Annotated in this window: 10 protein-coding genes and 1 pseudogene; 8 read left to right on the top strand and 3 right to left on the bottom strand. The window is 62.9% G+C overall.

Annotation, left to right across the window (positions count from 1 at the left end; all coding sequences use genetic code 11):
• Positions 1–171: 171 nt before the first annotated feature.
• The 5 genes and pseudogenes from ACI2KG_RS05010 (at position 172) to ACI2KG_RS04990 (ending at position 5,997) form a co-directional block, all read left to right on the top strand.
• Positions 172–480, top strand: a complete 309-nt coding sequence (locus tag ACI2KG_RS05010; protein ID WP_012272262.1) for a DUF485 domain-containing protein — start codon at positions 172–174, stop codon at positions 478–480.
• Positions 471–2,039: pseudogene (locus ACI2KG_RS05005) on the top strand (cation acetate symporter); the annotation flags it as partial. The gene ACI2KG_RS05010 and the pseudogene ACI2KG_RS05005, both read left to right, overlap by 10 nt.
• A gap of 39 nt (positions 2,040–2,078) precedes the next feature.
• Positions 2,079–3,311 carry an OprD family porin gene (locus ACI2KG_RS05000; protein WP_404661038.1) on the top strand — a complete coding sequence of 411 codons (1,233 nt, stop codon included), beginning with the start codon at positions 2,079–2,081 and terminating at the stop codon, positions 3,309–3,311.
• Between the two features lie 38 nt (positions 3,312–3,349).
• Entirely contained in the window at positions 3,350–5,404 is a 2,055-nt protein-coding gene (gene paaZ / locus ACI2KG_RS04995; RefSeq protein WP_404661037.1) for a phenylacetic acid degradation bifunctional protein PaaZ, read from the top strand.
• 293 nt (positions 5,405–5,697) lie between these two features.
• Positions 5,698–5,997 carry a hypothetical protein gene (locus ACI2KG_RS04990; protein ID WP_404661036.1) on the top strand — a complete coding sequence of 100 codons (300 nt, stop codon included), beginning with the start codon at positions 5,698–5,700 and terminating at the stop codon, positions 5,995–5,997.
• A 33-nt stretch (positions 5,998–6,030) separates the two neighbouring features.
• On the opposite strand, the gene ACI2KG_RS04985 is transcribed toward ACI2KG_RS04990, so the two are convergent.
• Positions 6,031–7,674 carry a hybrid sensor histidine kinase/response regulator gene (locus ACI2KG_RS04985; protein WP_404661035.1) on the bottom strand — a complete coding sequence of 548 codons (1,644 nt, stop codon included), beginning with the start codon at positions 7,672–7,674 and terminating at the stop codon, positions 6,031–6,033.
• A 116-nt stretch (positions 7,675–7,790) separates the two neighbouring features.
• Between ACI2KG_RS04985 and ACI2KG_RS04980 the strand changes: the two genes are divergently transcribed.
• Both ACI2KG_RS04980 and ACI2KG_RS04975 read left to right on the top strand, forming a co-directional pair.
• Positions 7,791–8,405, top strand: coding sequence for a LuxR C-terminal-related transcriptional regulator (locus tag ACI2KG_RS04980; protein ID WP_404661034.1), 615 nt, complete (start codon positions 7,791–7,793; stop codon positions 8,403–8,405).
• Positions 8,406–8,553: 148 nt separating this feature from the next.
• Positions 8,554–8,724 (top strand): hypothetical protein, encoded by a 171-nt coding sequence (locus tag ACI2KG_RS04975; protein WP_404661150.1) that lies wholly within the window; start codon positions 8,554–8,556, stop codon positions 8,722–8,724.
• A gap of 26 nt (positions 8,725–8,750) precedes the next feature.
• Here the strand turns inward: ACI2KG_RS04975 and ACI2KG_RS04970 are convergent, their stop codons facing one another.
• Together ACI2KG_RS04970 and ACI2KG_RS04965 are read right to left on the bottom strand one after the other, a co-directional pair.
• Positions 8,751–9,020 (bottom strand): DUF6555 family protein, encoded by a 270-nt coding sequence (locus tag ACI2KG_RS04970; protein WP_400618663.1) that lies wholly within the window; start codon positions 9,018–9,020, stop codon positions 8,751–8,753.
• A gap of 143 nt (positions 9,021–9,163) precedes the next feature.
• The gene (locus ACI2KG_RS04965; RefSeq protein ID WP_400618665.1) at positions 9,164–9,373 is read right to left on the bottom strand and encodes a general stress protein; all 210 of its coding nucleotides are present in this window, start codon (positions 9,371–9,373) and stop codon (positions 9,164–9,166) included.
• A 263-nt stretch (positions 9,374–9,636) separates the two neighbouring features.
• On the opposite strand from ACI2KG_RS04965, the gene ACI2KG_RS04960 reads away from it, so the two are divergent.
• Positions 9,637–13,776, top strand: coding sequence for a CheR family methyltransferase (locus tag ACI2KG_RS04960; RefSeq protein WP_404661033.1), 4,140 nt, complete (start codon positions 9,637–9,639; stop codon positions 13,774–13,776).
• Positions 13,777–13,791 lie beyond the last annotated feature (15 nt).

Raw genomic sequence — 13,791 nt, 5'->3', positions numbered from 1 at the left:
AGGGCCGCAACGCGGCCCCAGGATCTCGGCCCTGATCACAGATTGCCGGGGCTGCTGCGCAGCCCTTTCGCGACGCAAGGCCGCTCCTACAAAGACCGCACAGGCAACACCGGCAAGCAACACCCGCGTGACCTCACAAAAAACAATTACAACACTCAGAGATCGCAACCCATGACACCCGAACGCATAGAAAGCATCGCCAACCACCCCGACTTCCAGCACCTGGTGCGGCGCAAGCGCCGCCTCAACGGTAGCCTGACCCTGGCCATGCTGGTGATCTACTACGGCTTCGTCCTGCTGGTGGCATTCTCCCCCAGCACCCTCGGCCAGTCCCTCAGCGGTGGCGTGACCACCGTCGGCATGCTGGTGGGCGTGCTGATGGTGCTGCTGTCCTTCGCCCTCACCGGTATCTACGTGCACCGTGCCAACAACGTGCTCGACCCGCTCAACGACAAGGTCAAGCAGGAGTGCGCACAATGAACTGGACCGCCATTTCGATGTTCATGGTGTTCGTCTGCTTTACCCTGCTGGTCACCCGCTGGGCCGCCTTGCGCACCCGCTCGGCCAGCGACTTCTATACCGCTGGCGGCGGCCTGACCGGCATGCAGAACGGCCTGGCGATCGCTGGCGACATGATCAGCGCCGCATCATTCCTGGGTATTTCGGCCATGATGTTCATGAACGGCTACGACGGCCTGCTATACGCCTTGGGCGTACTGGCCGGCTGGCCGATCATCCTGTTCCTGATCGCCGAACGGCTGCGCAACCTGGGCAAATACACCTTTGCCGACGTGGTCAGCTACCGCCTGGCGCAAACCCCGGTGCGTCTGACCTCCGCGTTCGGCACCTTGGTGGTTGCCTTGATGTACCTGGTGGCGCAAATGGTCGGCGCCGGCAAGCTGATCGAGCTGTTGTTCGGCATCAGCTACCTGTATGCGGTGATGCTGGTTGGCGTGTTGATGGTCGCCTACGTCACCTTTGGCGGCATGCTCGCCACCACTTGGGTGCAGATCATCAAGGCGGTGATGCTGCTGTCGGGCACCAGCTTCATGGCCTTTATGGTGCTCAAGCACTTCGGCTTCAGCACCGAGGCGATGTTTGCCAGCGCCGTTGCCGTGCATGCCAAGGGCCAGGCGATCATGGCGCCCGGCGGTTTGCTGTCCAACCCGATCGATGCCATATCCCTGGGCCTGGGCATGATGTTCGGTACCGCCGGCCTGCCGCATATCCTGATGCGCTTCTTTACCGTCAGCGACGCCAAGGAAGCCCGCAAGAGCGTGTTCTACGCCACGGGCTTCATTGGTTACTTCTACCTGCTGCTGATCATCGTCGGCTTTGGCGCCATCGTCATGGTCGGCACCGAGCCGTCGTACCGCGATGCCACTGGCGCCATCATCGGCGGCGGCAACATGGTCGCGGTGCACCTGGCTCAGGCCGTGGGTGGCAACCTGTTCCTTGGCTTCATCTCCGCCGTGGCCTTTGCCACCATCTTGGCCGTGGTCGCCGGCCTGGCGCTGTCCGGCGCGTCGGCGGTCTCCCACGACCTGTATGCCTGCGTCATGCGCAAAGGCAAAGCGACCGAGCAAGAGGAAATGCGCGTGTCGCGTATCGCCACGCTGGTCATTGGCTTGCTGGCGGTCATCCTTGGCCTGATGTTCGAGTCGCAGAACATCGCCTTCCTCTCCGGCCTGGTGCTGGCGGTGGCGGCGTCGGTCAACTTCCCGGTGCTGCTGCTCTCGATGTTCTGGAAAGGCCTGACCACCCGTGGCGCGGTGTGCGGCAGCATGGCCGGGCTGGTCTCGGCGGTGGTGCTGGTGGTGCTGGGCCCGGCGGTGTGGGTCAACGTGCTGCACAACGAATCGCCACTGTTCCCCTACAGCAACCCGGCACTGTTCTCCATGAGCCTGGCCTTCCTCGGCGCCTGGGCGTTCTCGGTCACCGACAGTTCCGAGCGTGCCACTGAAGAGCGCGGCCGCTATCTGGCCCAGTTCATCCGCTCCATGACCGGTATCGGCGCTGCCGGCGCCAGCAAGCACTGACTTCAAGGACGAACCACCATGTCGGGTAAAACAACAACAATGAACCGCACACACTTCATGTCAGCCGCCTGGCTGGCCACCCTCGCCCTGCCGATGTCGGCCATGGCCGATTTTATCGGCGACAGCCACGCGCGGGTGGAGCTGCGTAACCACTACATCAACCGCGACTTCCGCCAGAGCAACGCGCCCCAGGCCAAGGCCGAGGAATGGGGCCAGGGCTTTACCGCCAAGCTGGAGTCGGGTTTCACCGACGGCGCAGTCGGCTTTGGCGTCGACGCCATGGGCCAACTGGGCATCAAGCTCGATTCCAGCCGCGACCGGCGCAACACCGGCTTGCTGCCGTTCGGCCCGAACAGCCATGAACCGGTCGACGACTACAGCGAACTGGGCCTGACCGGCAAGGTACGGGTGTCCAAGAGCACCCTGCGCCTGGGCACCTTGCAGCCGATCCTGCCAGTGGTGGTGTACAACGACACGCGTCTGCTGGCCTCGACTTTCCAGGGTGGCTTGCTGACCAGCCAGGACCTTGAAGGCCTGACCTTCAACGCCGGCCGCCTGACCCAGGCCAACCTGCGCGATTCCTCGGGGCGCGACGACATCGGCTATGGCGCGGCGGCCAGCGACCACCTGGACTTTGGCGGCGGGAGCTACGCCATTACCCCACAAACCAGCGTCAGTTACTACTACGCCAAGCTGGAAGACATCTACCGCCAGCAATTCGTCGGCTTGGTCGACACCCGCACGCTGGCCGAGGGCATAAGCCTGCGCAGCGACCTGCGCTATTTCGACAGCCGTAACGACGGTGCCGAACGCGCCGGCAACATCGACAACCGCAACTTCAATGCCATGTTCACCCTCGGCGTGCGGGCGCACAAGTTCACCGCGACCTGGCAGCAGATGTCCGGCGACAGCGCGTTCCCGTTCGTCAACGGTGGCGACCCGTTCACCGTCAACCTGGTCACCTACAACACCTTCACCCGCGCTGGGTTGGACTCGTGGCAAGTGCGCTACGACTACGACTTCGTCGCCATGGGCATCCCCGGCCTGAGCTTCATGACCCGCTACACCGATGGCCGCCACGCCGAAACCGCCACGGTCAGCAATGGCCGCGAGCGCGAACGCGACACCGACCTCACCTACGTCATCCAGAGCGGCCCGTTCAAAGACGTCAGCCTGCGCTGGCGCAACGTCACCTTCCGTTCCGGCAATGGCCTGACCAATGCCGTGGACGAAAATCGCCTGATCATCGGCTACACCCTGGCGCTGTGGTAACCGCACGCCCCTACATTTTCAACAGCACGGAGAACAGCATGTCTGCCGCCCCTACCCTGCAGAGTTTCATCGCCGGCCGCTGGCTTGGCCAGCACGGCGCCCAGGCCCTGCGCAGCGCCCTCGACGGCCATGTGCTTGCCTATAGCCATGAAGAGCGCCCGGACTTCGCCGAAGCCGTGGACTTTGCCCGTGCCCGTGGCCTGGCCAGCCTGATGGCCATGGACTTTCAGCAACGCGCGCAACGCCTCAAGGCCTTGGCCTTGTACCTGGCCGAACGCAAGGAGCAGCTCTACGCCCTGTCGCACCACAGCGGCGCCACCCGTGCCGACAGCTGGATCGACATCGAAGGCGGCAATGCCACGCTGTTCGCCTATGCCGGCATCGGCAGCCGCGAACTGCCGTCGGGCAACCTGGTACACGAAGGCCCGGCGATCCCGCTGGGCAAGCAAGGCCATTTTGCCGGCAGCCATATCCTGGTGCCGCGCGCAGGCGTGGCCGTGCACATCAACGCCTTCAACTTCCCGATCTGGGGCATGCTGGAAAAGTTCGCCCCGACCTTCCTGGCCGGTATGCCGTGCATCGTCAAGCCGGCGACTTCGACCAGCTACCTGACCGAAGCCGTGGTGCGCCTGATGAATGCTTCCGGCCTGCTGCCCGAAGGCAGCCTGCAATTGGTGATCGGCAGCACCGGCGACCTGCTCGACCGCCTGCAAGGCCAGGACGTGGTGACCTTCACCGGTTCTGCCGACACCGCCGCCAAATTGCGGGTCACGCCGAACCTGATCCGCAACTCGGTGCCGTTCACTGCCGAGGCCGACTCGCTGAACTGCGCCATCCTTGGCCCGGACATAAGCCCGGGCAGCGAAGCGTTCGACCTGTACATCAAGGAGGTGGTGCGTGAAATGACCACCAAGGCCGGGCAGAAATGCACCGCCATCCGCCGCGCCATCGTGCCGGCCAAGCACATCGACGCGGTGGCCACGCGCCTGCGCGAGCGGTTGAGCAAGGTGGTGGTCGGTGACCCGTCGCTGGAAGGCGTGCGCATGGGCGCCCTGGCCTCCCATGACCAGCAGCACGACGTGGCCGAGCGGGTGCGCAGCCTGCTCAACAGTTGCGACCAGCTGTTCGGCGCCAGCGATGGCTTTGCCCCGCGTGGCGAAGGCGTGGCCGAGGGTGCCTTCTTTGCCCCGACCCTGCTGCAGGCCCGCGACCCGCATGCCGACGGCGGCGCCCATGATATCGAAGCGTTTGGCCCGGTCAGCACGCTGATGGCCTATGACGACCTGGACGAGGCCCTGGCCCTGGCGGCCCGTGGCAAGGGCAGCCTGGTGGCGACCCTGGTGACTGCCGACCGCAGCATCGCCGCCAAGGCCATCCCGGTGGCTGCTGCCTGGCATGGCCGCCTTTTGGTGCTCGACAGCGAGGCTGCCAAGGAGTCCACGGGCCACGGCTCGCCGCTGCCGCAGCTCAAACACGGCGGCCCGGGCCGCGCGGGCGGTGGTGAGGAACTGGGCGGCCTGCGCGCAGTCAAGCACTACCTGCAGCGCGCCGCCGTGCAAGGCTCGCCAAGCATGCTCACGGCGGTGACCGGCGAATACGTGCGCGGTGGCGAAGTGATCGAAACTGAGGTGCACCCGTTCCGCCGCTACTTCGAGCAGCTGCGTATCGGCGAGTCGCTGCTGACCCACCGCCGCACGGTCACTGAAGCCGACCTGGTCAACTTCGGCTGCCTGTCGGGCGACCATTTCTACATGCACTTCGACGAGATTGCCGCCAAAGCGTCGCAGTTCGGCAAGCGCATTGCCCACGGCTACTTCGTCTTGTCGGCGGCGGCCGGGCTGTTTGTCTCACCAGGTGCCGGGCCGGTACTGGCCAACTATGGCCTGGATACCCTGCGCTTCATCAACCCGGTGGGCATTGGTGACACCATCCAGGCGCGGCTGACCTGCAAGCGCAAGATCGACCAGGGCAAGACCAGCCCGCTGGGCCAGCCGCAGGGTGTGGTGGCGTGGGATGTGGAGGTGACCAACCAGCTGGGCGAGCTGGTGGCCAGTTATGACATTCTGACCTTGGTGTTGAAACAGCCCGACTAAGGCGCTGACAGGCGTACACAGAACCTGTAGGAGCGGCCTTGTGTCGCGATGGGCTGCAAAGCAGCCCCGGCAATTTGTGCACCAGCCTGAAATCCTGGGGCTGCTCCGCAGCCCATCGCGACACAAGGCCGCTCCTACATGGGACTTCGTTCGTTGTAGGAGCGGGTTTACCCGCGAAGAGGCCGGTACAGGCTACATAAAGGCCAAGGGCCACCTCGTACATCTGCCCTAATCGCCCCACCACCCCCTCGGCGTTATAGTCCAGTGAGAACAACGCCAAGGAAGTCCCCATCATGCACCCCTTCAAGCTCGTCCTCAGTGCCGCCCTGCTGGTCGGCGTCGCCGGCTGCCAGACCATCAACCCTTCCGAAGACACCCTCAAGCAGCGCACCGAATTCGTCCTCAACACCAAGGTCTCGAAAGTCGCCGACGTGCGCAGTGACAGCACCCTCACCTACTACACCGCCACCACCGCCAAAGGCCAGTACGAGTGCCAGATGCCCAGCGGTGCCATCGTCGCGGTTGGCGGTATGGGCCTGTACCAACCCACGCCTTCGTGCATGAAAGAAGGCCAGGCCATCATCCTGCAATAACCCCCCGCACAGCCTCTGCGCCCTCGCGCCGGTCTAGCCGACCGGCGCCGCCGGCGCCTCGCGCAATGCGCGCAGGGCCGCACGCAACTCAGCCGGGCGCACCGGTTTGGAAAGCACGGTGATATTGCGCTCATGCACCACTGCCTGAATTTTTTCCGGATCATGCCCGGTCATGATCAGCGCCGGCACTTCCCAGCCGCGCTCGGCGCGCAGCCGGTCGATGCAATCGACCCCGGTTGCCTCCTGCCCCAGGTCATAATCGGCGACAATTACCGCACAATCACTGCTCAGACCCACCGGCGAGCTGTGCGCTTCAACCTCGCACCCCCAGCGCTGCAACAGCGCCGACGTCGCCCGCAGCACGTTGTGGTCGTCCTCAACCAGGCACACCCGCAACCCGCCGAGCAGGCCGGCGGCTGCAGCCGAGCGCTCATCCGCCACCTGGGCTGGTTGCGCAGCCAGGCAGGGCAAGCCTTGCAGGCTTACCGCCGTGCCGTGCCCTGGCCGCGAGCGCAACTGTACCTCAAGGCCCATCAGGTACCCCAGCCGCCGTACGATCGACAAACCCAGGCCCACCCCCTCGACATCCTTGTCGCGTACCTGACGCACCCGGTAGAACTCTTCGAACACCAGCCGCTGGTGCGTTTCTTCTATGCCCCGTCCCTGGTCGTAGACCACGATGGCAAGGCCATCGGCACGGCGCCGGACCCCCAACAGCAAGGGCCGATGGGCCGCATACTTGAAACTGTTGGACAGTACGTTCTGCACCATGGTGGCCAGCATGCCGCGATCGGCACAGGTCCAGTAACGGCAGGGGCGCAAGCGTATCTCTACCCCGGCCCAACGGGCGGCCTCGCTGTTCTGGCGCACCAGGTCGGCCAGGAATGCAGCCAGGGCAAAGGCTTCGTTTCGCGGTTGCACACGGCCGTTGTCGAGGGTGTAAAGGTCGAGAATGGAGCGAAACAGCTGCGACACGTTAAGCAGCGAACGGTCGATGCTGTCGACCAGCCGCCGTTCGTCCTTGCCCAGTTGCGACTCGCGCAGGCAGGCGGTGAACAGGCCGATAGAGTGAATGGGTTGGCGCAGGTCATGGCTGGCCTGGGCCAGAAAGCGGGACTTTTCGCGGTTGGCTGCTGCGGCCTGCTCCGAAGCCTTGCGCGTTCGCTCCAGCAGCAGGTGCGCATAGATCGGGATCACCGTACTGGTAGTGAGCAACATCAGTACCATGAACGGGTTGGCCTGCCAGTAAGGGGTGATTTGATACACCACCAGCAATGCCGCCAGCGCCAGCACCGTGGCAATGACCAGGTAACGCGAGCCGAAGCGCATGCCGTTGCCCAGGTTCACCCACACCATCACCGCATAGATCGGCAGCGCCGCCTCGCCGCCCACCACCAGCCCGAAGCAGGTACCGGTGTAGTCGTGCACCATGCCCAGCACCCGTCGCCAAGGGTAATGCCCTGGCCAATGGGCGATGGCCTGGCGAAACGCGATGGATACCAGCACAAAAGCGCTGATGTAGTAGATGACCGGCAGGTATGGCGCATGCGAGCTGCCCGGCAGAAAGCCCAGCACGGTCATGTAGACCAGGGCGCAGCAGGCAACGATGACGCGCAGGTTGGCTTGATCGAGTTCGTTGTTGGTGGTGTTGTTGGTGTTGTGGCTATCCGGTTGCATGGCCAGTGTCCCTGTGCACGGGGTCGCATTACCGCCATCCGTAGGCAGCACCCTTTGTCCGTGGCTGCTAAGTTAACATGGACCACCCCACTCACGGCCACAGGGAGTAGCCACGCGTGACGTGTCGTATCATCGTGGCGGATGACCATCCGCTTTTCAGGGAGGCTTTGGCGCGCACGGTGCAGTGCGTGTTACCGCAGGCCTGCGTGGAAGAAGCGGGTTGCCTTGCGCAAGTGCTCGCGCTGGCCGATACCGGCGAAGTCCCGGACACCCTGATCCTCGACCTGCGTTTCCCGGGGCTGGTCGACGTCGAGTGCCTGGTGCAGCTGCGCAAGCAGTTGTCGCGCACTACCCTGATCATCGTGTCGATGGTCGATGACCCCGGTGTGGTCGAGCAGGTCATGGCTACCGGCGTAGATGGCTTTATCGGCAAGAGCATTGCTGCCGACGAGATCGGCGCAGCCATACTGGCCATACGCGAAGGCGAGGTGCTGGTCAGGTATGCACCCTCAGGGCTGTTGCCCGACATGGGCGGCGAATGCGCGGTGGAACAGCTTACCCAACGCCAGCACGAGGTGCTGCGGCTGATAGCCCAGGGCAAGACCAACAAGGAAATCGCCAAGGCGCTGGATATCTCGCCGTTCACAGTGCGGATACATGTGTCCTCCCTGCTTAGGGCACTCGGTGTTTCGTCACGCACTGCCGCCGCGGTCAAATACACCGGCAGCTGACACCGTTGGTCAGACACCGAAGAAGATAATGGGAGCGCTGGCCCTGACTGAGGCTCTTAACACATGAGGGGTGGTCAATGGCTTCGCCTCTCACTCCTGTGTTGGCCCGCCGCCGAGGCGGGCCTTTTTTAGCGAAACGGAGGCAGGCATGAACAACCAACGATGGATGGGCGGCGGCAACGTGCAGGACGACTGGCCTGAGCTTGAACCCGATCAGCGCAATGATCGGGTAGATGACCCGGATACAGACCCTGACCTGACCGATGACGAGCAAAACCGGCCCGGCGTACCGGCCAGTGATCCCGAGTCCGGGGCGTGACCGTGAACATGCTGTTGCAGGCGGTTTCAGGCAATGGTGGCGGGGTCTTCAACCGAGCGGCCAGGCTTGCTGCCTGATTCCCGCCAACTCACTTCGGTCACCCCATAGCGCTCCGCCATGGGCCTGCTCACCTTTCGGATCTTTTCGCGGCCGAACTTGGGAATGATGCCAATCCCTGCGTCGCAACTGGCCCAGTGCCAGGCTTCGGCATTGTCCAGGCGTTCCAGACGGATGATGAAGCTGCGAGGCTTGCCGTGCAGCAGGTAATCAATGATGTACAGCTGGGGATTAGGCATTGCTGAGCCCTCCTCTTTTCCATGGATGACTTCTCATGGAGTCGGGCATTGGCAGAAAAATTCAAAAAGATATAAGACCCTTCGCATGAAGGGTTGCCTGGCGGAATGTCCGCCAGGCAAACCATACACGTTAAAATGGCCGTTTACGGGTTACGACCGCCGCCGTGGCTGTTCTGCCCACCTTTGCGGCCTGCTTCGGAAGCACGCTCCCGGTCATTGGCAAAATTGCCGCCAGAAGCCTGGCCACCTTTCTGCCCCGCCCGGGACGCTTTTTCGCGGTCGTTGGCAAAGTTGCCCGGGTTGGTTTCCTTGGTTCCGCCACGTTGGCTGGTCTGGTCCTGATCTCTAGCCATGTCGTTTCTCCTTGCGATGGGGAAGTAGTCACGGTGATGTGCCGTGCCCTAACTCCGAACCTGATCACGGGCGCAGTGCTCCTTCTGTTATGTCGCTAACGGACGAGTGGCGCCAAATGATTGCTCGCAGGTACATTGGCGCGCCGCTCGTTGGTGCAAACTCCAGGCAGTCGCGGCGGCGCTGCAAGCCTGCCTATAATGGGCCCGACACAGCCCGGCGATGCGTCGATGGGCCATTTTTCAGGTCTGTATAAGGCACCGCCATGAAGTCGACTGCTAGCCAGCCCGCTGCTCCGCAGAACCCTAACCTGACGACCAGTCACCTGAATTTCCCGGTGGTCGGTATCGGTGCCTCGGCGGGGGGGCTGGAAGCAATCTGTACCTTGTTCCGGCAAATGCCTGCCGACTCGGGTATGGCATTCGTCATCGTCCTGCACCTGTCGCCTGATCACCAGAGCGTTGCCGATCGCATCATCCAGGAGACCACCGACATGCCGGTGCGTCAGGTTACCGAGCCGGTGCCGATACAGCGCAACCATGTGTATGTGATTTCGCCGGCAAACCGGCTGTCGACCAACGATGGATACCTGCGCGTAGCGCCCGCCAATCGGCGCCGCGGAGACCATGTCGCCATCGACCTGTTCTTCCGCGACCTGGCAGACGTGCACAAGGACCACGCGTTTTGCGTGGTGATGTCCGGCACCGGTGCCGATGGTGCGGTCGGCCTGTCGCGGATCAAGGAGCAAGGGGGTGTTACCCTGGCGCAATCCCCGGACGACGCCCAATACGACAGCATGCCGCGCGCGGCGATAGAGACCGGCATGGTCGATGTCATTTTGCCGGCCGCCGAGATACCGCAAAAACTGTTGGAATTGTGGCAGAACGCCAGCCGGGTAAGGCTGCCGCAGATCGAGGACGATACCCTGCCACCTGCCTTGGGCACCCGTGTAGGCGACCCGCAAGCTTCCGACCCGTTGCTGGAAGAAATCCTCCTGCAATTGCGCAGCACTACCGGGCATGATTTCCAGCATTACAAGCGCGCCACCGTGCTGCGCCGCATCGAGCGGCGGCTGCATGTCACCGGCCAAGCTGACCTCGGCGCCTACCTGCGTTATCTGGAAGAGCACGCCGATGAGTCGGCGCAATTGCTGGCCGACATGCTGATCGGCGTGACCAACTTTTTCCGTGACCGCGAAGCGTTCGAGGCGCTTGAGCGCCATGTGCTGCCGCAGTTGGTCAGCGAGCCAGAGCCCAACGAGAGCGCCGGTGAGATACGCATCTGGTCTGCCGGTTGTTCCACCGGCGAAGAAGCCTATAGCCTGGCCATGCTGGTAAGCGAGCAATTGGCAGTTGAGCAGCGCGCCAGTCAAGTGCAGGTATTTGCCACCGACCTTGACGAGCGTGCGATCGGTATCGCTCGGGGGGGCTCCTACCCGGAGGCAATCATTACCGATGTGCCGCCCTCACGGCTGCGCCAGTTCTTTGTCAAGGAAGACCAGCATTACCGCGTGCGCAAGGAAATCCGCGAAAAGGTACTGTTCGCGCGCCACAACCTGTTGTCTGACCCGCCCTTCTCGCAAATCAACCTGATTGTCTGCCGTAACCTGCTGATCTACCTCGACCGTGAGATCCAGCAAGACATCCTGCGCATGTTCCATTTTGCACTGCGGCCCGGTGGTTACCTGTTCCTCGGCTCATCCGAATCTGCCGACATCGCTGCGGAGCTGTTTGCCGTGGTCGACAAACGCAACCGCATCTACCGTGCCCGTGATGTCAGCAATGCCGGACGACGCCCGGCCCGCCAATTGCCAGGCCCGGACCTGGCCCACTTGTTGCCGCCAGCGCAGGGCAAGCGCAAAACCGGCCGCAAGCCGGCCTATGCCGAACTCCACCACCGTGCGCTGGCGCGCCGTACCCCGCCCAGCCTGATCATCGACGGTGAAGGCGCCATCCTGCACCTGAGCGACGGCGTCGGCCGTTTCATGCAGCTGGGCGCCGGCGAGCTTAGCCGCAATTTGCTGAATCTGGTGTTGCCAAGCTTGCGCCTGGCGTTGCGCAGTACCCTGTTCCAGGCCCGCCAAGGCACCGAGGCGGTTACCTCACGCCCAGTGGACCTGGGGGAAGGCGAGCAGCGGGTGCAGGTCGAAATAACCGTGCAACCGCACAAAGATGAAATGAGCGCGGGTGAATACCTGCTGGTGGTGTTCGAGGAGCGCGCGCCGGACCCGTCGATCCCCCTGCCCGGTTCCATTCGCCAGACCGACAGCATGGTCCTCAACAACCTCGAACGCGAGCTGCAGCGCACCCGTTTGCAATTGCAGGAAACCATCGAACAGTCGGAACTTTCCAGTGAAGAGCTGACCGCCTCCAATGAAGAGATGCAGGCGATCAACGAAGAGCTGCGCTCGGCCAGCGAGGAGCTGGAAACCAGCAAGGAAGAGTTGCAGTCCATCAACGAAGAGCTGCTCACGGTCAATTACGAGCTTAAGAACAAGGTCGAGGAAACCGACAAGGTCAACGACTACCTCAGCAATCTGATTGCCAGCACGGACATCGCCACGGTGTTTGTCGATCGCAACCTGCACATCCGCTGGTTCACCCCGCGCGCCAGCGACTTGTTCAACGTGCTGCCGGTCGACACCGGTCGTTCGTTGCTGGACATCACCCACCGCCTCGACTACCCGGCGCTGGCCGATGATGCGCGCGCGGTGGTCCAGGGCGAAAACATCATCGAGCGTGAAGTGGGTGGCCAGGATCAGCACTGGTACCTGGCGCGGCTGCTGCCGTACCGCTCCAGCGAACAGAAGATCGACGGCACTGTGTTGACCTTCATCGATATCAGCAAGAGCCGGGCAGCCGAAGAACGCGTGCGCCTGGGCGAAGAGCGCATGCGGGTGGTGGCCGAAAGCACCCATGACTTCGCCATCATCCTGCTCGACGAGCAAGGCTTGATCACCGACTGGAATACAGGCGCCACTTTGATTTTTGGCTACAGCAAGGCCGACGTGCTGGGCCAGCACTACCAGCTGATCTTTACCGACGAAGACCGCCAGCACAACATTCCCGAACAGGAGTTGCACGCCGCGCGCATCAACGAGCGCAGCCAGGACGAGCGCTGGCATGTGCGCAAGGACGGTAGCCGGTTCTATTCCAGCGGAGAAATCTCTCGGCTCAAGGGCAGCACTTTGCGCGGCTATGTCAAGATTGCCCGCGACCTGACCGGGCACAAGCGCCTGCATGACGAGCAGACCAAGCAGCTGGCCGAGTCGCAGAGCACCAGCCACATGAAGGACGAGTTCTTCGCCATCATGTCGCACGAACTCAAGCATCCGCTCAACCTGATCCAGCTCAACGCAGAGATTCTGCGACGGCTGCCGTCAGTTGCCCACATTCCGGCCGCGAGCAAGGCAGTGGGCACCATTCGCGAAGCGGTCAGCAGCCAGGCGCGCATCATCGACGACCTGCTCGATGTTGCCCGTATTCGCACGGGCAAGCTCAAGCTCAAGACCGAACCTGTAGATTTCTCTGCCATAGTCCAGGGTATTCATACCGTGGTGCTGAGCGAGCAGCCCGTATGCAGCGTCGCCCTTGAGTTGCCGGCAGACGGTTTGCCCGTGCTCATTGAGGGCGACATCACCCGCCTGGAACAGGTTGTCTGGAACCTGCTGCACAACGCCTTGAAATTCAGCCCGGCTGGTGGGCTTATTCGCCTGGTGCTGAGCCATGGCAATGAGCAGATGACCTTGCGTGTGGTAGATAAGGGCATTGGCCTGGACACCAATAGCCTGGAGCATATTTTCGACTTGTTCAGCCAGGCCACACCGCAAACGGGCACCCACAACCGTGAAGGTCTGGGCATCGGCCTGTCGCTGGTGCGACAACTGGTCGAGGCCCATGGTGGTAGCGTACGGGCGCATTCCGAGGGCATGGGCAAAGGCAGCACCTTCTCCGTGACGCTACCCCTTTACGAGGGTGGCCGTCGGCCAGAGACCGCAGCAGATAAGGTTCAGGCGACCGGCCGGCTCGACGGCATTCATGTCCTGCTGGTCGACGATTCTGCAGAAGTGCTTGAGGTGATGAAAGAACTGCTGGAGATGGAATGTGCACAGGTCAGCGCCTACAGCGACCCCCGCCAGGCTTTGCAAGCTGCAGCCAGCACAACCTACGATATCATTCTCTCCGACATCGGCATGCCGGGCATGGACGGCCATGCGCTTGTCAAGGCACTTCGCGGGCTTGCCCACCTGCGGCACACCCCGGCAATCGCGCTGACGGGTTATGGCGCCAGCGCGGATCAGCACAAGTCCCGGCAAGCAGGCTTCGACCGCCACTTGAATAAACCCGTAGGCTATGACGAACTGGTGGAAGCAATCGAGGGGCTGCACGGGTCGGAGCCCTACTGACCATTCGTCTGAACC

It is taken from the genome of Pseudomonas sp. NPDC089407, assembly GCF_044900445.1.
Lineage (GTDB): Bacteria > Pseudomonadota > Gammaproteobacteria > Pseudomonadales > Pseudomonadaceae > Aquipseudomonas.
Note: the sequence above shows the minus strand (reverse complement) of the source record. Positions and strands in the feature narration are given on the sequence as shown.

Excerpts from the sequence above, each read along its gene's own strand:
- ACI2KG_RS05010 (WP_012272262.1), top strand. The coding sequence starts at position 172 with ATGACACCCGAACGCATAGAAAGCATCGCCAACCACCCCGACTTCCAG.
- ACI2KG_RS05000 (WP_404661038.1), top strand. The coding sequence starts at position 2,079 with ATGAACCGCACACACTTCATGTCAGCCGCCTGGCTGGCCACCCTCGCC.
- paaZ (WP_404661037.1), top strand. The coding sequence starts at position 3,350 with ATGTCTGCCGCCCCTACCCTGCAGAGTTTCATCGCCGGCCGCTGGCTT.
- ACI2KG_RS04990 (WP_404661036.1), top strand. The coding sequence starts at position 5,698 with ATGCACCCCTTCAAGCTCGTCCTCAGTGCCGCCCTGCTGGTCGGCGTC.
- ACI2KG_RS04985 (WP_404661035.1), bottom strand. The coding sequence starts at position 7,674 with ATGCAACCGGATAGCCACAACACCAACAACACCACCAACAACGAACTC.
- ACI2KG_RS04975 (WP_404661150.1), top strand. The coding sequence starts at position 8,554 with ATGAACAACCAACGATGGATGGGCGGCGGCAACGTGCAGGACGACTGG.
- ACI2KG_RS04970 (WP_400618663.1), bottom strand. The coding sequence starts at position 9,020 with ATGCCTAATCCCCAGCTGTACATCATTGATTACCTGCTGCACGGCAAG.
- ACI2KG_RS04965 (WP_400618665.1), bottom strand. The coding sequence starts at position 9,373 with ATGGCTAGAGATCAGGACCAGACCAGCCAACGTGGCGGAACCAAGGAA.
- ACI2KG_RS04960 (WP_404661033.1), top strand. The coding sequence starts at position 9,637 with ATGAAGTCGACTGCTAGCCAGCCCGCTGCTCCGCAGAACCCTAACCTG.